The 18,806-nt window shown below is 67.6% G+C and carries 18 protein-coding genes; 10 read left to right on the top strand and 8 right to left on the bottom strand.

From position 1 onward, the window contains the following. Positions 1–46 precede the first annotated feature (46 nt). The 5 genes from ABH933_RS30500 to ABH933_RS30480 all read left to right on the top strand — a co-directional run bounded on the left by ABH933_RS30500 (position 47) and on the right by ABH933_RS30480 (position 5,375). A complete protein-coding gene (locus ABH933_RS30500) occupies positions 47–376 on the top strand; it encodes a YlxR family protein (RefSeq protein WP_429422136.1) in 330 nt (109 codons plus the stop codon). A 111-nt stretch (positions 377–487) separates the two neighbouring features. Further along, a complete protein-coding gene (infB, locus tag ABH933_RS30495; protein ID WP_429422138.1) occupies positions 488–3,511 on the top strand; it encodes a translation initiation factor IF-2 in 3,024 nt (1,007 codons plus the stop codon). A gap of 79 nt (positions 3,512–3,590) precedes the next feature. Further along, entirely contained in the window at positions 3,591–3,881 is a 291-nt protein-coding gene (locus tag ABH933_RS30490) for a DUF503 domain-containing protein (RefSeq protein ID WP_215922416.1), read from the top strand. Positions 3,882–3,895: 14 nt separating this feature from the next. Then, complete coding sequence (gene rbfA / locus ABH933_RS30485) at positions 3,896–4,339, top strand: 30S ribosome-binding factor RbfA (RefSeq protein WP_215922415.1); 444 nt, start codon at positions 3,896–3,898, stop codon at positions 4,337–4,339. Positions 4,340–4,367: 28 nt separating this feature from the next. After that, positions 4,368–5,375, top strand: a complete 1,008-nt coding sequence (locus ABH933_RS30480; RefSeq protein WP_429422140.1) for a DHH family phosphoesterase — start codon at positions 4,368–4,370, stop codon at positions 5,373–5,375. Positions 5,376–5,450: 75 nt separating this feature from the next. Here ABH933_RS30480 and ABH933_RS30475 read toward each other — a convergent pair whose 3' ends face one another. Continuing rightward, positions 5,451–5,645 carry a hypothetical protein gene (locus ABH933_RS30475; RefSeq protein ID WP_429422141.1) on the bottom strand — a complete coding sequence of 65 codons (195 nt, stop codon included), beginning with the start codon at positions 5,643–5,645 and terminating at the stop codon, positions 5,451–5,453. A gap of 80 nt (positions 5,646–5,725) precedes the next feature. Between ABH933_RS30475 and ABH933_RS30470 the strand changes: the two genes are divergently transcribed. The 3 genes from ABH933_RS30470 to ABH933_RS30460 all read left to right on the top strand — a co-directional run bounded on the left by ABH933_RS30470 (position 5,726) and on the right by ABH933_RS30460 (position 7,809). Then, on the top strand, positions 5,726–7,117 hold the full coding sequence (locus tag ABH933_RS30470; protein ID WP_429422143.1) for an MATE family efflux transporter: 1,392 nt from the start codon (positions 5,726–5,728) through the stop codon (positions 7,115–7,117). Between the two features lie 72 nt (positions 7,118–7,189). Continuing rightward, the gene (locus ABH933_RS30465; RefSeq protein WP_429422145.1) at positions 7,190–7,513 is read left to right on the top strand and encodes a WXG100 family type VII secretion target; all 324 of its coding nucleotides are present in this window, start codon (positions 7,190–7,192) and stop codon (positions 7,511–7,513) included. Further along, the gene (locus ABH933_RS30460; protein ID WP_429422147.1) at positions 7,510–7,809 is read left to right on the top strand and encodes a WXG100 family type VII secretion target; all 300 of its coding nucleotides are present in this window, start codon (positions 7,510–7,512) and stop codon (positions 7,807–7,809) included. The genes ABH933_RS30465 and ABH933_RS30460 overlap by 4 nt, the downstream gene beginning before the upstream one ends. Positions 7,810–7,842: 33 nt before the next feature. Here ABH933_RS30460 and ABH933_RS30455 read toward each other — a convergent pair whose 3' ends face one another. Together ABH933_RS30455 and ABH933_RS30450 are read right to left on the bottom strand one after the other, a co-directional pair. After that, on the bottom strand, positions 7,843–8,331 hold the full coding sequence (locus ABH933_RS30455; protein ID WP_429422149.1) for a hypothetical protein: 489 nt from the start codon (positions 8,329–8,331) through the stop codon (positions 7,843–7,845). A gap of 35 nt (positions 8,332–8,366) precedes the next feature. Further along, positions 8,367–9,896 (bottom strand): hypothetical protein, encoded by a 1,530-nt coding sequence (locus ABH933_RS30450; RefSeq protein ID WP_429455170.1) that lies wholly within the window; start codon positions 9,894–9,896, stop codon positions 8,367–8,369. 513 nt (positions 9,897–10,409) lie between these two features. Here ABH933_RS30450 and ABH933_RS30445 point away from each other — a divergent pair. Together ABH933_RS30445 and ABH933_RS30440 are read left to right on the top strand one after the other, a co-directional pair. After that, entirely contained in the window at positions 10,410–11,369 is a 960-nt protein-coding gene (locus ABH933_RS30445; RefSeq protein ID WP_429422153.1) for a metallophosphoesterase family protein, read from the top strand. A gap of 80 nt (positions 11,370–11,449) precedes the next feature. Continuing rightward, entirely contained in the window at positions 11,450–12,481 is a 1,032-nt protein-coding gene (locus tag ABH933_RS30440) for a UbiA family prenyltransferase (RefSeq protein ID WP_429422155.1), read from the top strand. 16 nt (positions 12,482–12,497) lie between these two features. Here ABH933_RS30440 and ABH933_RS30435 read toward each other — a convergent pair whose 3' ends face one another. From ABH933_RS30435 to ABH933_RS30415, 5 genes are read right to left on the bottom strand one after another with little or no spacing between them, the layout of a single operon-like run. Continuing rightward, positions 12,498–13,304: an SDR family oxidoreductase gene (locus ABH933_RS30435; protein WP_429422157.1), complete on the bottom strand. Its 807-nt coding sequence runs from the start codon at positions 13,302–13,304 to the stop codon at positions 12,498–12,500. 2 nt (positions 13,305–13,306) lie between these two features. Beyond that, positions 13,307–14,275, bottom strand: coding sequence for a DUF1702 family protein (locus ABH933_RS30430; protein WP_429422158.1), 969 nt, complete (start codon positions 14,273–14,275; stop codon positions 13,307–13,309). Between the two features lie 39 nt (positions 14,276–14,314). Continuing rightward, the gene (locus ABH933_RS30425; protein ID WP_429422160.1) at positions 14,315–15,430 is read right to left on the bottom strand and encodes an enediyne biosynthesis protein; all 1,116 of its coding nucleotides are present in this window, start codon (positions 15,428–15,430) and stop codon (positions 14,315–14,317) included. Continuing rightward, a complete protein-coding gene (locus ABH933_RS30420) occupies positions 15,427–17,385 on the bottom strand; it encodes an ASPIC/UnbV domain-containing protein (RefSeq protein ID WP_429422162.1) in 1,959 nt (652 codons plus the stop codon). Before ABH933_RS30420 ends, ABH933_RS30425 begins: the two co-directional genes overlap by 4 nt. A 47-nt stretch (positions 17,386–17,432) precedes the next feature. Then, entirely contained in the window at positions 17,433–18,806 is a 1,374-nt protein-coding gene (locus tag ABH933_RS30415; protein ID WP_429422164.1) for an aminotransferase class I/II-fold pyridoxal phosphate-dependent enzyme, read from the bottom strand.

Raw genomic sequence — 18,806 nt, 5'->3', positions numbered from 1 at the left:
CGACGGGTTTGTGATCAACAACGGGGCTGGATGCGGAGATCGGGACATGGCAGCGGTAGAGTGGACGCAGGCTCAGCGCGAGTCTTCGAGATTACTGCGGCCCGGACCCGTCCGGACATGCATCGGATGTCGGAAACGCGAGCTGGCCGCCGATCTGTTGCGGATCGTGGCGCAGTCGTCCAGCCTGGACAGCGTTGCGATCGTTCCCGATCCGCGGCGCAGACTTCCCGGAAGGGGTGCCTGGTTGCACCCCGCTTCGGCTTGTCTGAGCACGGCAGAACGGCGCCGAACCTTCGGCAGAGCACTACGAGTGTCCGGAAAACTGGATATCTCAGCCCTGGAGCACTACGTCGAGAACAGGCACGAGCACTCATGAGCACACCGTGAAGTACCAGCGATGAACGTCCATCGGAGATAACCCGAGGTCGTGCGGGCCACCCGTCCTTGAAGACGGGCTGCCGCGCTCGACCTCTCAGTGAGGAGAGCAGTGGCAGGCAAGGCCCGCGTGCACGAGTTGGCCAAAGAACTCGGTGTCACGAGCAAAGAACTACTCGCAACGCTCAAGGAGCAGGGCGAGTTCGTAAAGTCGGCGAGCTCGACGGTGGAGGCCCCCGTCGCGCGTCGCCTGCGGGAATCGTTGGGCGCCAAACCCGCCAACGGCACCGCGAAGTCGGCTGGGAAGCCCAGCGCCGGTCCATCCGGACGTCCGGCGCCCAAGCCCACCTCCGGTGCGACGCCGGGTCCCCGTCCGGGACCGCGCACCCCCGCGCCGGCTCCGGCTCCCGCGCCGTCCCCCTCGGTCGCCCCGGCCGCGAAGGCTCCGGCGCCCGCGCCGTCGTCCGCGCGTCCCGGCCTGGCGGTCAAGCCCGGCCCCGCCGCCAAGCCCGCTCCGCAGGAGCAGGCCCGGCCCGCGGCGCAGCACAGCGCACCCGCGCAGAGCCAGGCCCCCGCGGCGCAGCCCCAGGCGCCCGCCGCGCAGCAGGGCGCCGTGCCGTCGGCCGGTCCGCGCCCGACCCCCGGTGGTCCGCGTCCCGGTCAGCAGCAGCGTCCGGCCCCCGCGCAGGGCGGCGGCCCGCGTCCGGGTGGCCCCAAGCCCGGCCCGAAAACGCCTCGGGTGGGCAATAATCCCTTCTCTTCGGCGCCGGAGCGTCCCGCGCCGCGTCCGGCCCCGGGCCCCGGTGGCCCGCGTCCGGGTCCGGCCCAGGGCGGTCCCCGTCCGGGTCCCGGCCAGCGGCAGGGTGGTCCCGGCGGTCAGGGCGGTCAGCGTCCGGCCGCGGCGCAGGGCGGTGGCCCGCGTCCCGGTGGTCCGCGGCCCAGCCCCGGCTCGATGCCGCCCCGGCCCAACCCGGGTGCGATGCCGCAGCGTGCGGCGCGTCCGGGTCCGGCGGGCGCCGGTCGTCCGGGTCGTCCCGGTGGCGGCCAGGGTGGTCCGCGTCCCGGTGGTGGCGGCGGTGGCGGCTACCGCGGTGGTGGTGGCGGCGGCGGTACCGGTGCGCCCGGTGCCGGTGCGGGCGCTCCCGCGGCCGGTGGTTTCCGCGGTCGTCCCGGTGGCGGCGGCGGTGGCGGTCGTCCCGGTGGCCCGGGTGGTCGCGGCGGCGCGGCCGGCGCGTTCGGTCGTCCCGGTGGCGCCCCGCGTCGTGGTCGCAAGTCCAAGCGGCAGAAGCGGCAAGAGTACGACTCGATGCAGGCGCCCGCCGTCGGCGGCGTGCGGCTGCCGCGCGGCAACGGCGAGATCATCCGTCTCGCCCGCGGCGCGTCGCTGTCCGACTTCGCCGAGAAGATCAACGCCAACCCGGCCTCGCTGGTGCAGGCGCTGTTCAACCTCGGCGAGATGGTCACCGCGACCCAGTCGGTGAACGACGAGACCCTCGAGCTGCTCGGCTCGGAGATGAACTACGTCGTGCACGTGGTCTCCCCGGAGGACGAGGACCGCGAGCTGCTGGAGAGCTTCGACCTCACCTACGGCGAGGACGAGGGCGGCGAAGAGGACCTCGAGATCCGTCCGCCGGTCGTGACCGTCATGGGTCACGTCGACCACGGTAAGACCCGACTGCTGGACACCATCCGCAAGGCCAACGTCCGCGAGGGCGAGGCCGGCGGCATCACCCAGCATATCGGCGCCTACCAGGTGCTGACGCACCTCAACGACGAAGACCGGCTGATCACCTTCATCGACACCCCGGGTCACGAGGCGTTCACCGCCATGCGTGCCCGCGGCGCGAAGGCCACCGACATCGCGATCCTCGTGGTCGCGGCCGACGACGGCGTCATGCCGCAGACGGTGGAGGCGGTCAACCACGCCCAGGCGGCCGACGTGCCGATCGTGGTGGCGGTCAACAAGATCGACAAGGAAGGCGCCAACCCGGACAAGATCCGGCAGCAGCTGACCGAGTACGGGCTGGTGGCCGAGGAATACGGTGGCGACACCATGTTCGTCGACATCTCCGCCAAGCAGGGCACCAACATCGAGGCGCTGCTCGAGGCGGTGCTGCTGACCGCGGACGCGTCCCTGGACCTGCGGGCGAACCCGGACATGGACGCCCAGGGTGTGGCCATCGAGGCGCACCTGGACCGCGGCCGTGGCCCGGTGGCGACCGTGCTCATCCAGCGCGGCACGCTGCGGGTCGGCGACTCGGTCGTGGCCGGCGACGCCTACGGTCGCGTCCGGCGCATGGTCGACGAGCACGGCGAGGACGTCGTGGCGGCACTGCCGTCGCGGCCGGTCCAGGTCATCGGCTTCACGTCGGTGCCGGGCGCGGGTGACAACCTCCTGGTCGTCGACGAGGACCGGATCGCCCGCCAGATCGCCGACCGGCGCAATGCGCGCAAGCGCAACGCGCTGGCCGCTCGCAGCCGCAAGCGGATCAGCCTGGAAGATCTGGATGCCGCTCTGAAGGAGACCTCGGAGCTGAACCTGATCCTCAAGGGCGACAACTCGGGTACCGTCGAGGCGCTCGAGGAGGCCCTGCTGGGCATCGACATCGGCGACGAGGTGCGCCTGCGCGTCATCGACCGCGGTGTCGGTGGCGTCACGGAGACCAACGTCAACCTGGCCTCGGCCTCGAACGCGATCATCATCGGGTTCAACGTGCGCGCCGAGGGCAAGGCGACCGAGCTGGCCAACCGCGAGGGCGTGGACATCCGGTACTACTCGGTGATCTACCAGGCCATCGACGAGATCGAGAAGGCCCTCAAGGGCATGCTCAAGCCGATCTACGAAGAGGTCGAGCTGGGTCGCGCCGAGATCCGCGCGATCTTCCGGTCCTCGAAGTTCGGCAACATCGCCGGTTGTATGGTCACCTCCGGGTCGGTCAAGCGCAACGCCAAGGTGCGCCTGCTCCGCGACAACATGGTGGTCGCCGAGACGACGCTGCAGTCGCTGCGCCGGGAGAAGGATGATGTCACCGAGGCTCGCGAGGGCTTCGAATGTGGTATCACCTTGGGCTACAACGACATCAAGGAAGGCGACGTCATCGAGGCCTACGAGCTTCGGGAGAAGCCGCGGGACTAAGGTGTCGAACTGTGCGCCGGGCGAGAGGTTTTCGCCCGGCGCGCAGTGGCCGAACCACGAAACACAAAGAGGTGAGCCCTTGTTCGTCGGAGCGCTGGAGTTCGACATCCTGCTCGGCGAAGTGCATTCGCTGAAGCAGAAGCGCTCGGTGATCCGTCCGGTAGTGGCCGAGCTACAGCGCTTCGGCGTCTGCGCGGCCGAGGGCGGAGAACAGGACAAACATCGCCGCACACTACTGGGCGTCGCCATGGTCAGCTCCGAGATGGGACATCTCACCGAGGTGCTGGACAAATGCGAACGCCACGTCGCGGCCCGTCCGGAGTTAGAGTTGCTGGCAGTACGCCGCAGGATCTTCGGACCCGAAGACTAATCCAGGAGGAAGCCATGGTGGATCAGGCCAGGGCACGCCGACTCGCGAAGCGGATCGTCACGATCGTCGGCACCGCGATCGAATACGAAATCAAGGATCCGCGGCTGAGTTTCGTCACCGTCACCGATGCGAAGGTGACCGGTGATCTGCGCGAGGCGACCGTCTACTACACAGTGCTCGGGGAAAACCTGCAGACCGAGCCCGATTACGCGGCCGCCGCCGCGGGCCTGGAGAAGGCCAAGGGCGTGCTGCGCTCCAAGGTCGGCGCCGCGACCGGCATCAAATTCACGCCGACGCTGGCATTCGTCCTGGACACCGTGCCCGATGCGGCGCGGGAGATGGAGGAATTGCTGGCCCGGGCCCGCGCGGTCGACGAGCGGGTCGCACAGGTCGCGGCCACCGCCACGCACGCCGGCGACGCCGACCCCTACAAGATCGAGCCGGAGCAGGAAGACTGACCGCCCTCGCGGTCTGTGGGTGCGTTTCATGACAGCAGTAACACCGGCCGCCGATCTGGCCGCGGCAGTGCAGGTTCTCGACGCCGCGGAGTCGGTCACGGTGCTGTGTCACGTGCAGCCCGATGCCGACACCGTCGGCAGCGGGCTGGCGTTGGCGCAGGTGCTGCACCGGCGCAGGGTCCCGGTGCGGGTGTCGTTCGCGGCGCCCGCCGAACTCCCGGTCTCGATGCGCTCGCTGCCGGGCGCCGAACATCTGGTGCCGCCGGACCGGGTGCCCGAGCGGGTGGACGTGCTGGTCGCGGTCGACTGCGGCAGTGCCGGTCGCCTGGGCGCGCTGGCCGACCGGATCGCCGGTGCGGCAACGACTCTGGTGCTCGACCATCACCGCTCCAACACCTGCTTCGGCACCGTGAACGTCGTGGATCCGACCGCGGAGTCCACCACGGCGCTGCTGGCGCGGATATTCGACGCCTGGGGCGTGCCGATCGACCGGGACATCGCCCACTGCCTGTTCGCGGGCCTGGTCACCGATACCGGATCCTTCAAGTGGGCTGGCCCGGGCACCCACCGGCTTGCTGAGCGATTGCTGGCGACCGGCATCGACGGCGCGGGCATCACCCGCACCCTGATGGACACCCACCCGTTCGGCTGGCTCCGCATGCTCTCCAGGGTGCTGGACACCGCGCGGATCGACCCGGCCGCGGCCGGGGGTGCGGGCCTGGTCTCGGTATTCGTGCGCCGCGAGGACATCGGCGAGGTGCGTTCGGAGGAGGTTGAGAGCGTCATCGACGTCATCCGCACCACCGCCGAGGCCGCGATCGCCGTGGTATTCAAGGAATCCCGCGTGACACCCGAGCGCTGGACCGTCTCGCTCCGCTCCCGCGACAGCGCCATCGGCACGGACGACGGCGTCGACGTCGCGCAGGTCGCCGCCCGCCTAGGCGGCGGCGGCCACCGCTACGCCGCGGGCTACACCGCGACAGGGGCGCAGGAAGAGTTGCTCGCCGCGCTGGTTACTGCGCTCGAGCCGGCCTGACTGCGCGCCGCGTTGATCGGCTGACCCGAATTCCGTTGTCGCGGTTCCACGGACACGTCATCGGGACTCGACGGATCAGCGGTCATAAGGACTGGTAGCGGCATTGTCGATTGCCGCCTCCTGGTCTGCCCGGAATGCTTCGAGGTTGACGGTCGGAGCGTTGTCCGGCGTTGCCGCGAAGTCCTGACGATGTACGAACCGCCATCTGCTCTGCGGGACCGCCTCGCCGCCCTCGTTGCCGTCAGGGGTGACCGTCAGATGGCTGTCCATGACCTCATGATGCCTGGTCGTCCCGCATCGTGCTGTAGCGCCGCGAGAGGGTGTCGGTGGTGGTTCGTATGCTGTGCGCCATGGCTGGTGATGGGGCTGCGATGGAGGTGGATGCCGGGGAGGCTGCCGGCAATCCGGTGGACGCGGGGCCGGGGCGGATTCTGCGGATCGCGATTCCGACGCTGGGGGTGCTGGTCGCGGAGCCGATCTACCTGCTGTTCGATATGGCCGTGGTGGGCCGGCTGGGGGCGCTGGCGCTGGCCGGGCTCGCCGTGGGCGGGCTGATTCTGGGGCTGGTGAGCACGCAGCTGACGTTTCTGAGTTACGGCACCACGGCGCGGGCCGCGCGGCGGCACGGGGCGGGCGATACGCCCGGGGCCGTGGGGGAGGGCGTGCAGGCCAGCTGGCTGGCGATCGGGGTGGGGCTGGCGATCGTCGTGGTGCTGCAGGTCTTCGCGGGGCCGATCACCCATGCGATCGCGGGCGGCGCGGATATCGCGGACCAGACGCTGCGCTGGGTGCGGATCGCCGCGTTCGGCGTTCCGCTGATCCTGCTGGCCAACGCGGGCAACGGGTGGATGCGCGGCGTGCAGCAGACGCGGCGGCCGCTGGCCTATGTGATCGGCGGATTCGCGGTGTCGGGCGTGCTGTGCCTGATGCTGGTGCACGGGTTGCTGGGTGCGCCGCGGCTCGGGCTGGCCGGATCGGCGGTGGCGAATCTGACGGGGCAGTTGGTGGCGGGCGGGCTGTTCGTGAGTGCCCTGGTGCGCCAACGGGTTCCGTTGGCGCCGCACCCCCCGATCATGCGCGATCAGCTCCGGCTGGGCCGCGATCTGATCATGCGCAGCTTCGCCTTTCAGGCTTGCTTCGTCTCCGCGGGCGCGGTCGCGGCCCGATTCGGCGCGGCCTCGGTGGCGGCGCATCAGCTGGTGCTGCAGCTGTGGAACTTCCTCGGGCTCACCCTGGATTCGCTCGCGATCGCCGCGCAGACCCTGGTAGGCGCGACCCTGGGTGCGGGCGACGCGGCCGGCGCGCGGCGGCTGGCGCGGCGGGTCACCCTCTGGTCGACCGTGTTCGCCCTGATCCTGGCGGTGATCTTCGCCGCGGGCGGCGCGCTGATCCCGCAGCTGTTCACCGCCGACCCGCACGTGCTCGAGCGCGTCCACGTCATCTGGTGGTTCTTCGTCCCCCTCGTACCCATCGGCGGTGTGGTCTTCGCCCTGGACGGGGTGCTCCTGGGCGCGGGCGATGCCGCCTACCTGCGCACCACCACCATGGCCGCCGGCCTGCTCGGCTTCCTGCCGGTGATCTGGCTGTCGCTGGTCTGCCACTGGGGCGTCGCCGGAATCTGGGCCGGGTTGAGCACCTTCATCGTCGCTCGTCTGTTCGCGGTCGGCTGGCGCGCGCTGTCCGGGCGCTGGGCGCGGGTGGGGGCGGAGCTGCCGGTGCGAAACCCCCCATCCGAGCCGTAGGTTCGGGGCAGGCGACGAGAGGATTGATCTGGCTTGGTCGCACCCATGCGCTTCTCGTGGTAGCCTCCGCGCATGAGTGGCGTGGGGGGCGATCCGGAACTATCGGTTGTGCCGGATGATGTTGTGGCGCTGGGCAAGTACGCCCACGAGTTGGCTGGCGAGCTGCGCTCGGCGTTGGCCGAGGCCGGTCGCCAGGTCCAGACCGTAACCGAAAAGGGTTGGACGGGAACGGCATCGGCCGGTTTCTCGAGCGGCTGGAGCGAGTGTCAGGATGGCGGGGATAAGATCATCGACGCGTTGACGACGATAGCGTCCACGCTCGGCTTCACTGCGCATGCCTACACCCGCCAGGACGACCAGTTCGCCGACCACCTCTCGAGTCTGGATCTACCATGACCGAACCATTCAGCGTCGACCTCGATCAACTCGACAGCCTGGTTACCCACCTGGCGAATCTGGCCACATTCCTCACCGACCGTCTGGACGATCTCGACCGGCGAGCAGCTGCGGTGCATGAGGGCTCCTGGTCGGGTGCGGCCGCCACCGCGCACGAGACAGCGCATCGTGAATGGGCGGTCGGCGCAAGGGAGTTCGCCGAGGGCGTTGCCGCCATGCGCGAGGGGCTCCGCCGGGCCCACGGACACTACAGCACCGCGCAGAGTGTCAACGGCTCGATGCTGCGCGGGGATTGAGGTCGGCTCGGCGGTGTGGGTAGACGGTCCCGGTCACTGTCCGCAGTCGCTGACGACTATTTTTATGAACACCTTGGTGCCGTTGAGTACGTCGGTGATTTGCTGTTTGGTGAGAATCGAAATGTGGTGTTCGTCTTTCATGAAGTCGACCTCGGGTCGTGGATCCGAATCGTACGACACAATTGCTCCACATCCGTCCGGGCGAAACCCTCCTGCGGTAACAAGGCTGCGCGTATCGTGCGGTCGTCCGAGGTCGGGCACCGGTGCCGTAGCCAGCTGAATAGTCGGTACCGTAACGACCGCCAGAGGATCCGGTTTCGGTGGAGGGCCGATGAAATACGCTACGGCCATGGGGACATCCACAGGGTCATCGATAACTGCCAACCGGTTGAACCCGGCAACGGTGACGGAATTGGTCAGGTGCCAGGTTTGGCTGGGACGGTTGTGCCAAGATTCGAAGCGATAATAACCAAAAATCAGGAGACTCAGAATAATCACCACGGCGAGGACGAGCCACGTCAATCGGTACCAGATGTTCCTGTGCTTGGATCGGAAGCTCACCGGTAAGCCCCGCTCCCGCAAAGGATTTGGTCTGCGAGTGCAGCGACGCTCACAGTGCTCTTACCATGCTCGACCTCGTTCGGCGCAAACGAACCGCCATCGGCGACTCTCTGAGAGTTTCTAACGATTCCCCAGGCGTTGTATCCGGATCCGAGGAACTGATCCAAAGGTTGACTGGCCTGAACCCTCGGCAAGGCCTGGTTTGCCGCGTCGGTGTTGAGCATTTTCAGATTGTATGCGGTCGCCTTGAGAGCGAGATCATCGTTCCCGGCCAGATCGGACCACTGCTTCCCCCGGAATTGGTCCGGGTATTTATCTTTGACCTCGTTGAACGGCCTTTCCTTCATATTGGTCAGCCCGATAGAGTTCCCCGCGCCCTCCTTACTGATGCCGACTTCGGACAAGCGCAAACGCACCTGGTCGTATAGGGCGCCTTTGCCGGCGCCGTCCGGGTCCGGATGGTAGGTCGACGGATTCTGCAGGGCTGTATAGAGATCTTTGCCCTCGCCCTTGTCGTAGCCGGCGCGCAGTGGCGCGCCCTCCTGCAGTGCCATGGCCAGGACCATGCGCGGATCGACTCCGGCCTCGTTGCCGTACTTCACCGAGAGCATCGCCCATTTCTTCATCTGCGGGCCGTACTTGTCCAGCGCGCTGAGGTTCTCGGCGGTCAGGGTGGGGGCGGGGGTCTCCCACGTGGTGATGTTGTCCAATTCTCCGACCAGTTTGGCATTCCGGATCGGGCTTCCGTCCGCGACGAGCAGCGGTAACTGCGTGAGCGCCTTCAGCTTCGGCAGAACGCTCAGGGCGCTCGGGTCGACCAAGGCGTGACGGACATCGCCCGCGGCGTTGAGGGTGCTGAACAGCCCGGTGCATTCTTCAGCGGCGGTGAAGATCGACTCGGCGTTGTCGATGTCGACCGCATCGAGGTCCGCGGCCACGGAAACGTGGACCGAGGTGTTATCGCTCGTCGCGGACACCTGGACGCCGGGATGGCCGGGGAACGCAGCCGCGGCGGATGCGCACAGTTGTGTGCGGGCGTCGATGAGGTCGTCGCGATGGTTGCGAAGCTGGGTACCGAGACTCTCCGCGGCGTCGGTAATCTGTATCGCGCCGCTGCGGAGCGCCTCCAGGGCCTCTTGTATGTCGGGAATCTCGGTGGCCTGGATACCGTTGAAGGAATCTCGCACCGCAGTGAGTGTATGGGGCGCGTTCGACAGCTCAGCGCTGTTGGCGAAGGTGTTCCAAGTGGTGGAGGCGGCCTGGAGGGCGTCGGCGCGACCGTTCGGGGCTCCCGTCCACGGGCTCGGACTGGAGTTATGGGATGTGATTACCAGGCCGGGGCCGTTGTCGCCGTTCGGGTCCGGGATGTCGGGGAAGTTCAGCGGATTCGGTGCGGTGGGTGTGGGGCGCTGTGGTGGTGATCCCTTGTCGGCGCTGACGTTTGCGTTGTATTCGGCGTCCTGCCAGTTGTAGCCGGCGATGTTGAGGATGTCGGCGAAGTGTTGCAGGGCGGCGGCATAGTTCACCGTCGCGTCGCGGACATCGTCCGCGTGCTGGCGGTAGGCACCGTTCCATGTCGCCACCGCCGGATAGTTTCCGCTCATGCCTGCGGTGGCGGCGAGCTGGGAAACCAGGTCGCGGCCGACGGCGGTATGGATGTCGGTGCTCAGCGCGATGAGCTGGCGGGCGGCCCGGTAGTAGACGTCGGGGTCGACAGTCAATACAGTTGGGGCCATCTATATTTCACCGTGGATGGAACCGATCACCATGGTATCTCCCCCTTTTCACCCATCGGCCGTCCAATTGTAGCGGAGCTGGTACTGCTGAAGCCTGCGCCAGTGCACGTCTGTCGGCCCTACGGGCCTCCGGTCGGTTCGGCACAATGCGGAGGTCGCGAACGCACCCGGACGGCGGGCGGGGATCGACCCGACCTCAGGGCAGCGGGCTGGATGGCAGGGCGGCGGCAGGGCATGGGAATGTGGAGGTTGTTGCCTCGGTTGCCGTGAGGCGCGCGCAGGCGAGCAGAGAGGTTGTGGCGGGTGGTTCCGAAGTTGATGGCGGTGAGCGATGTGCACGTCGGTCATCAGGGCAACAAGCCCGTGGTCGAGGCGATCCGCGCCGATTCGCCGGAGGATTGGCTGATCCTGGCCGGTGACGTCGGGGAGAAGACCGAGGAAATCCGCTGGGCGCTGCAGACGCTGCGGGAGCGGTTCGCGAAGCTGATCTGGGTGCCCGGGAATCACGAATTGTGGACCACCCCCAAGGATTCCGTGCAGATGCACGGCGCGGCCCGCTACGACTATCTGGTGTCGATGTGCCGGGATCTGGACGTGTTGACCCCCGAGGATCCGTATCCGGTGTGGGAGGGCGCCGGCGCCGAGGCGCACGGCGGCGCGGTGACGCTGGCCCCGATGTTCGTGCTCTACGACTACTCGTGGAGGCCCGACGGGACCACCACCAAGGCCGAGGCACTGAGCCTGGCCCGCGACCGCAACGTGGTCGCCACCGACGAGTACCTACTCTCGTCCGAGCCGTATCTGTCCCGCGACGCCTGGTGCCACGCCCGCGTGCAGTACACCGAGCGCCGCCTCGACGCCCTGGCTCCCGGCAACCCGGTGGTGCTGATCAACCACTGGCCGCTGCTGCGCGAACCCACTCGGATGCTGTGGTATCCGGAGTTCGCGCTGTGGTGCGGCACCGACCTCACCGAGGATTGGCACATCCGCTACAACGCGGTGTGCTCGGTCTACGGCCACCTGCACATCCCGCGCACCACCTTCCACGAGGGCGTGCGGCACGAGGAGGTGTCGCTGGGCTACCCGCGCGAGTGGCGCCGCCGCGGCCTGCCCGACAAGCTGCTGCGCCAGATCCTGCCCGTTCCGGAGTACGCCCCCGGCGACCTCAACGCCTGGGGTGGCCACTTCAAGATCACGCCCGAGATGGAGGCCGCCGCGGCGCAGATGCGCGAGCAGGCCGACCGCCGCCGCGGCTTGGCCTGAGTGCGTTTCCAGCCGGTGCAATTTCTCGACTATCGACGCGATAGTCATTGGGATTGTCGTAGGTTGGAATGGCTTGTATTGTGCGCGGGTGGACGGATTTCATCCGAAGAGTTGGAGAATTGATGCTCTCTAGTTCCGTTGCCGAGTGTCGCCGGGTATTCTCGGCCGGTCCCGGGGAGTCCGGCCGCGACCTTTCCCCGATGGAAAAATTGCGGCTCGTGCTGACTGTGTGCCGGTTCGAGTTGCTGCCGATGAGTGTCGGCATTATGGCGGCCATAGTCGTGCTGAGCGTGCACACCCAGGCCGAGGTCTTCTCGCTGCGGACCATCGCGACCATCGTGTTCGTCAGCGTGTACTTCCAATGCGGCAACCTGGTGAACGCCATGGCCGACCGCTGGCAGGACCTGGATTTCAAGACCCGGCTGGCCCACGCGGTGCGCGATCTCGGTATACCGCGAATGAACCGGCTGGTGCTGGCGCACCTGATCGTCATGGTCCTGATCCTCGCCTGGCTGGTCGCATCGACCCGTCATCTGGATCTGGTGATTTGGGGCGGACTGCTGATTATCATCAGCTTTCAATATTCGCTGCCGCCGCTGCATTTGAAGAGCACCGGAATATGGCACATAGTCGTCATCGCGATGAGTCTGCTCATCCTGCCCGGAATTACCCTGCTCCGGGTGCGCGACAGGCCCTTCGACTGGATGTCGCTGGTTATCGTCATCGGAATTGCCGTCGCGGCGAACTCGGTATCCGTGGTGAACTCGGCAGAGGATATACCGGAGGATACCGAGCACGGCATCTATAGTTTTCCGCGTGCGATCGGGCTGTTGCCGTCACTGGGAGTGGCGCTCGCGCAACTGGTGATCGGCGCGGGCATTGTCGTCGGGGTGACGTTCCCGGTCGTCGGATTCTCCTGGGTATATATCCCCTATCTCGCGGCGGTCGTCATGTTGGGGGTCTATCTGCTTCGCATGATCAATGGCGTCCGGGGCAAGCCGCTGGACGAAGCGGTGGCAGTGATCCGTGATGCGAAGGTCTTCTCGCTGGCCGTGGTGCCGCTGGCGTGGACCTCGATCCTGCCCGCGGCCGGTTACTTCGCGTCTCGGTGACGCCCGCCCGCCACGGTCATCGGCCGCCGCCCGCCGCCTTGCGGCGGGCGCGGGCGATGCTGCGGCGGAAGAACGGCCGGGACACGTCTTCGACCCCGTTGGCCCAGTGCATCAGGAACGCCGTGAGCGGATCCACCGCGATGTGCGGACGCCCCCGTTCCAGGCCCCGGACCGCCGCCGCGCCGACCCGCTCGGCCGGCATCGGCGCGATCGATCCCGTGACGGCCTTGGTCTCGACCGGCTTGCGCAGGTTCTCGCGTGCCAGCCCCGGGGTGTCGGTATCGGCCGGATAGAGCACCGAGACGCGCACCCCCACGGGTTCGAGTTCGTAGCGCAGGCAGAGCCCGAGCTGCCGCACCGCGCCCTTGGTAGGGCCGTAGCTCGAGTAGCCGGGGATGCCCATGAACGCGGAGGTGGAGCTGGTCAGCAGGATGCGGCCGCCGCCGCGCTGCACCATCCCCGGCAGCACAGCCCGGATCGCGTGCACCGAGCCGAGATAGTTGGCATCCATCTGGATACCGAACTCGTCGGCGTCGACGTCCAGGAACAGTCCGGGCAGCGTGAGGCCCGCGCAGCACGCCAGCGCCACGCAGTCACCGTGGCGTGCCTCGAGTTCCTTGATCGCGGCGGCCAGCCCCTCGCGGTCGGTGACGTCGGCGACGTGCCACTCGGCGCCGATGCGCTCCGCGGTCGCCCGCAGCGCGTCCTCGCGCCGGGCGATGATCGACACCTTCGCGCCGCGTTCGGCGAACGCAGCGGCCACGGCCGCGCCGATGCCCTCCGATCCTCCGGTGACGATGACGTGTTGGTCGGTCCAGTTCATGCTCAGCCCTTCGTCGCGGCGAGTTCGCCCAGGCGGTCGCGCCACCGCTGGTAGCCGATGGCGGTGCCGTCCTGCGGCACGTCGTCGAACGCCCGATCCACGAGAGCGACGGCCTCGTCGAGGGTGCGTCCGGCACAGTAGGTGCTCACCGCGACGTGGGTGTGCGGGGTGGCGCTGTCGGCCCGGGTGCGGATCTTCGCGACCATGGCCGCGCCGGCGGCCAGTGGCTCCCGGAACTGCGGCACCCGGGCGAGGATGGCCTCGAGATCGGCGACCTCGACACCGCCGGCGAAGGTGGTGGCGATGCCGATGCCGCTCCACAGATCCGCGTGCCTGCTCTCGTCGAATTCGTCGACGAGTTTCGCGACACCCTCGGGGGAGCCGCCGCTGATGAACCACAGCGCGCGGCCGATGCCCTGGTCGACCGCGCGCTTCAGCGGCGCCGCATCACCCATCCAGCCCGGGAACCGCTGATCGACGTGATGGCGGCCGACCCACTTCTCGGTGCGGAAGAAGGCGTTGTAGAAGCCGTACCCGTCCAGCGCGAGCCACCGGTAGGTCTGGTGTCTCGGAAAGACCTTGCGCCAGATGGGCCTCGGGATCCGGCCCAGCGCCAGCCCGACGCCCACATACATGGTGAGGTCGTGCTGGGCGGCGGGCCCGGTGATCAGGTCGTGCGCCCGATGACTGAACGGGGTGATCGAATCGACCGCGGCCAGGCCCGTGGCCGCGCCCTCGAACGCGAAACCCCGGTACTGCTCGGGCTTCTGGTTGATCAGCGCGATCAGCTCGTCGTTGTCCTTGGTGCGCACCGCCTGGTCGATGCCCTGGGCCAGGTGAGTGGCCACCCGCTCCAACTCGGCGGCGGTCGCCGCGTTGGGCTGGACGAAGCCGGGGCGGCTCTCGAGGGGCGGCTCGGTGATCCGGGTGCCGAGCAGCGTGGAGCGCAATGGTCCGAATATCGAAGGCATGATTCTCGATTCTTTGTGCGGCTCAGAGATTTTCGCGGGTCAAGACGGAGCCGCGACGGGTTCGAGAACCTCGGGGGCCGGGGTGGGCGCGGCGGGCTCGGCTGCCTGCCTGCGCTTTTCGAGCCATTCGCGAATGTTGCGCGACCACCAGAAGATTCCGCGGCACGCGCACACGATCACCAGCGCGAAGAACAGATCGTAGGACACGTGCAGGGCCATCAGGATCCCGTACATGATGCCGACCGAGGCGCCGAACGCGATCTGGTCCCGCTTGGCGAACGGTGAGGTCGCCGGGTCGGTGATCATGTAGTTGGTGTAGAGCACGAAGGCCAGCCCGGTCATCGGCAGGATCGCCGAGATGATCGCGATATGCGGGTCGATCAGTCCGCGCACCACCGCCTGCAGGACGAATGCGCCCAGCCAGGCGGCGATCAGCGGCATCTTCTTGGTCAGCTTCGCGTTCAGCATGGTGCCCGTCATCAGCAGGCCGATCACGATCAGCGGATGCGCGGGGCCGTGCAGGTTCTCCACGAAGTGGTACGGGCCCACGATGGCGAATGCGGGAAAGACCAACAGCGCCACCACGATCCCGAAGTTCGACGGGTTCATGAAGTGCCGGACCTTGCCGTTGATCTTGGCGCGCAACACCCACTTGGTGCCGACCGCGACGGTGATGCCGAACATCACCGGCCAGAAGCTGTCGGCCGCGTACACCAGGAAGTTGAGCGCGAGACCCGTGATGTGCGCGGGCATCAGGAAAATCATCAGCCCGCGTAATCCGTTGCCGCGGTAGGCCGCAGGGCGGTCATATGCCCACGCCGCCAGCGTCTCGAGGATCAGTTCCACCGAATACGCGGTGGCGAGCGCCAGAAACGGCCAGAGCCACGGCTGTTCGAAGCCGAGGAATGCGAATCCGATGACATTGAAGACGGTCAGCGAGCCCGCGAAGTTGCGCAATGCCAGATAGCGGGGGTCCCTGCCCTCCTTGTTGACGCCCAGCCACTTCTGCCGCCAGGTCTTCGCGGCGGGGGCGGGCGGCGAGCCATTGCCGTTTGTGCTCACGGCAACTGCCGCGGAACTGCCGTTGGTGTCGGCGTGGCCGTTGGACTCGGCATGGCCGTTCGTTTCGGCGTGGCCGTTGGTTTCGACGCTCACTGCTGGACCTCCCGGGCATCGGAGTCGAGAACGAGGGTGTGCGCACCGGGCCGCAGCGGCAACTGCTGGGTGTGGGTGCCGCCCTGGTTGTCACGCCAGGAGATCTGAACCTGCAGCGGCACAGCGGGATCGATGGTGCCCAGGCCGAGATGGATATCGGTGGAGCGCTTTCCGGAGTGGCCGCTGCCACCGTCGAGCTGTGCCACGTGCTTGCGGCCGTCCGGGGTGGTCACCCACACCTCCGCGCCGAGGGTGGGGGAGCCCAGCACCGGCTTACCGGCGATGGACGTCTCGCCGGGCGTGGCGTTGGTCGCCGGCGTGAACAGCTTCAGCCCGAGGTACTGCCCACGGTCCGGAGAGTCGTTGCGGTAGTACATCGGCGCCTGCCACTGGCGGGCCACCGCAAAGCTCAGCGCGCCGTTGCCGGTCGAGTCGCCCACGGCGATGCCGCGGGTCGGGGTCGGGTCGAAGACGCCGAGCGCGGGGGAGATGTTGGTGAACTTGCCGTTGGCGTCCTGGGCGAAGAACCCCATCCGGTTGTTCCCGGCCAGATCGCCCTCGGCGGTGTAATTCGGCCAGGCCCAGGGGTACTTGGTCAGGACGTCGTTCATGGTGACCATTTCCTGCAGCTGAGGCCAGCGGCTGACCTTGCCCTTGAACATGCCGTTGCTCTGCACGATCTGGGGGCGGCCGCTGTTGTCGAAGTCGGCGATCTTGTTGTCCCAGCCCCAGCCGTCCCAGGCCAGACCCTTGTTCACCGATTCGTTCTTGAACGGCGCGATTCCGGCATGCAGTTGCGCGGCGGCGTCTTTCGTGTTGTTCGCGGTGTTGTAGAAGGCGAAGTTCGCCTCCATGACACCCCATCGCTGCGCGATATTGCTCACGAACAGGTCGGGCATGCCGTTGCCGGTCAGATCGCCGAAGTCGGCGCCCATCCCCTTGAACGAGCCGTTGCCCAGCACGAACGACTTGGGGTCGGTCCAGCCGCGCTGCCCGTCGGCGAGCCGGAACTTGAAGTTCCCCGGGGTGGATTCGTTGACGAACAGGTGGCCGTGGCCCATGTCGTTGGCCACGTACAGCGACGGCAGCTGCTCACCGGTGAGGTCCTGTGCGGCCGCGGCGAGGGTCCAGCCGTTGGTGGTGCCCGGCGGGAAGGCGTTGAACACCTCCCGGTAGTCGGCGGTGGGGTCGGCGCCGCCGGTGCCGTGCTGGAAGGCGAGCAGATGGTCGCCACCGGCATTGGTCGAGTTGGAGAACGATTCGTTCAGCGTCAGGGGGAGTTTGCCGTCGTGGCTGATGAAATCGCTGTCCGGGAAGTAATTTCCGAGGAAGATGCTCGGATTGCCGCTGCCGTCGAAGTCGGCGACCGATGCGGCCAGGGTGAACCAGCGCGCACCCTGGTAGGTCCCGTTCGGGCCGGCCGGGGAGGGCACCAGCTCAACGGGTTTGAACGCGTTGTTGTCCAGATGTGTTGCGCCCGCGCGCGGCAGGAACAGGATCGGGGTGCGGCCGCCGTAGTAGACCATCAGGCCCATCCGGCCCGAGTGGTCGAAATCGCCCGGCACGCAACCGGACGGCTGCATCCTGTCGTCCATCGGCAGCGGTGAGGGATCGAGGACGAACGGCGCGAAACGACTGGTGTCGCTGTCCGGCGCGGGGGTCACGATCACCTTGTCGGACCGGGAGTCGACGATGCACAGGTCGTCGTCCTTGCCGTTGCCCTCCAGGTCGTTGATCGCGACCGCCGAATTGACCGTGGACAACCAGGCCGTGAGGTGTTGGTACCGGGGTTCCACGTCGCGGATGGTGTGCGCGGGCAACCCGGGTGGCTCCGCGATCGGCATCGGCGTGAAGTGGAACCGGGCGGCCAGCGGGCCGGTGGGATCGCTGGAGACCGGCGGCACCATGATCGAATGCGCCGGCACGAATATCGCGCCCATCAGTGTCAGGGACACCAAGGGCACCAATGCTTTCCGCAGAAGCGGGGATGTGATGCGTAGTTTCACTGCTGGTGTTCTTCTTCCGTGGACAGATCGTCGAGCACCTGACGCAGGGTGTTCAACGCGTGATCGAGCTGCTCCTCGGTGTGCCGGCAGTTGATGAAGAACCGCAGGCGTTGCTCCCCGGCGGGGACCACCGGATGGCCGATAGCATTGACCATCAGGCCGCGTTCCACCAGTCCCAGTGAGGCTTTCAGGGCCCGCTGGTCGTCCCCGATCATGATCGGCGTGATCGGGGTGCCCTCGCCGTGGCCGGTGTCGAACCCGAACTCGCGGGCCCGGCGCAGGAAGTACTGCCCGTTGTGCCGCAGCGCCGCAACGCGTCCGGGCTCATCGTGCAGCACCGCCAGCGCCTCCAGGGCCGCCGCCGCGGCCGAGGGCGCGGGCGAGGCGGTGTACATGCTCAGGCCCGGTGCGGAGTATTTGAATCCCTCCACCAGTTCCCGGTTGGCCGCGAGATACCCGCCGACGCTGCCGATCGCCTTGGACAGCGTGCCCATCCAGACATCGACCGCGTCGCCGGGCAGGTCGAACATCTCACGCACGCCGAGCCCGCGGTCGCCGAGCACGCCGAACGAATGCGCCTCGTCGATCATGATCGAGCAGTTGTGCTTTCGCGCCACCTCGATGATCTCGGGCAGCCGCACGACGTCGCCGTCCATGCTGTAGACGCCCTCGAGCAGCACCAGCACGCGGTCGAAGCTGCGCCGCGACATGCTGAGGATGGCATCGAGCGAGTCGGGATCGTTGTGCCGGAACGTGACTCGCTTGCAGCCCGCCCATTCGGTACCCGAGACCATGCTGTTGTGGATCAGCGAATCGCACACCGCGAGGTCGCGCTTGTCGAGCAGGAAGGCGATCGCAGCGGCGTTGGTGAGGAATCCGCTCGCGGTGACGATCGCGGCATCGGTGTCGTAGATGCGTGCGATCTCGCTCTCGAGCTCGCCGTAGAGCGGCAGTTCACCGGCGACCATCCGGACCGCGGCCGCGGAGGTCCCGTAGCGTCCGATCGCCTCGATGGCGGCGGCGTGCACGCGGGGTTCGGCGGCCAGGTCCAGGTAGCCGAAGCTGGAGAAGTTGAGCATCTCGCGGCCCGCGAAGCTGGTGATGGGCCCGCTGATGCCCTCGTGCGGCAGGAAGTAGGGGTTCGGAACGCCTACCGCGCGGGTGTATTCGGTGAGCCTGTCCCACTTCTGCGCGTCGATCACACCGGGGTGGTCCCGAAACGAGTGCTGCCGCACGGTTGTCGGCGTCGCCCCCGAGGGGGACGGTTCGGGGGTGGATGCGGCCGTTGCCGGGGAGGTGGCCGCACCGCCGCTGTGCTTGGCCATCAGGGAGCGCGCCAGGCCGCGCGCATCGATACTCTCGGTGGTCAT

It is taken from the genome of Nocardia sp. GP40 (genome assembly GCF_050434125.1).
GTDB lineage: Bacteria > Actinomycetota > Actinomycetes > Mycobacteriales > Mycobacteriaceae > Nocardia > Nocardia albiluteola.
Note: the sequence above shows the minus strand (reverse complement) of the source record. Positions and strands in the feature narration are given on the sequence as shown.

What these genes read in the sequence shown, in the direction of transcription:
- ABH933_RS30500 (WP_429422136.1), top strand. Translation starts at nt 47, where the DNA reads ATGGCAGCGGTAGAGTGGACGCAGGCTCAGCGCGAGTCTTCGAGATTA.
- rbfA (WP_215922415.1), top strand. Translation starts at nt 3,896, where the DNA reads ATGGTGGATCAGGCCAGGGCACGCCGACTCGCGAAGCGGATCGTCACG.
- ABH933_RS30480 (WP_429422140.1), top strand. Translation starts at nt 4,368, where the DNA reads ATGACAGCAGTAACACCGGCCGCCGATCTGGCCGCGGCAGTGCAGGTT.
- ABH933_RS30475 (WP_429422141.1), bottom strand. Translation starts at nt 5,645, where the DNA reads ATGGACAGCCATCTGACGGTCACCCCTGACGGCAACGAGGGCGGCGAG.
- ABH933_RS30470 (WP_429422143.1), top strand. Translation starts at nt 5,726, where the DNA reads ATGGCTGGTGATGGGGCTGCGATGGAGGTGGATGCCGGGGAGGCTGCC.
- ABH933_RS30465 (WP_429422145.1), top strand. Translation starts at nt 7,190, where the DNA reads ATGAGTGGCGTGGGGGGCGATCCGGAACTATCGGTTGTGCCGGATGAT.
- ABH933_RS30460 (WP_429422147.1), top strand. Translation starts at nt 7,510, where the DNA reads ATGACCGAACCATTCAGCGTCGACCTCGATCAACTCGACAGCCTGGTT.
- ABH933_RS30435 (WP_429422157.1), bottom strand. Translation starts at nt 13,304, where the DNA reads ATGAACTGGACCGACCAACACGTCATCGTCACCGGAGGATCGGAGGGC.
- ABH933_RS30430 (WP_429422158.1), bottom strand. Translation starts at nt 14,275, where the DNA reads ATGCCTTCGATATTCGGACCATTGCGCTCCACGCTGCTCGGCACCCGG.
- ABH933_RS30415 (WP_429422164.1), bottom strand. Translation starts at nt 18,806, where the DNA reads ATGACCACCGAGAGTATCGATGCGCGCGGCCTGGCGCGCTCCCTGATG.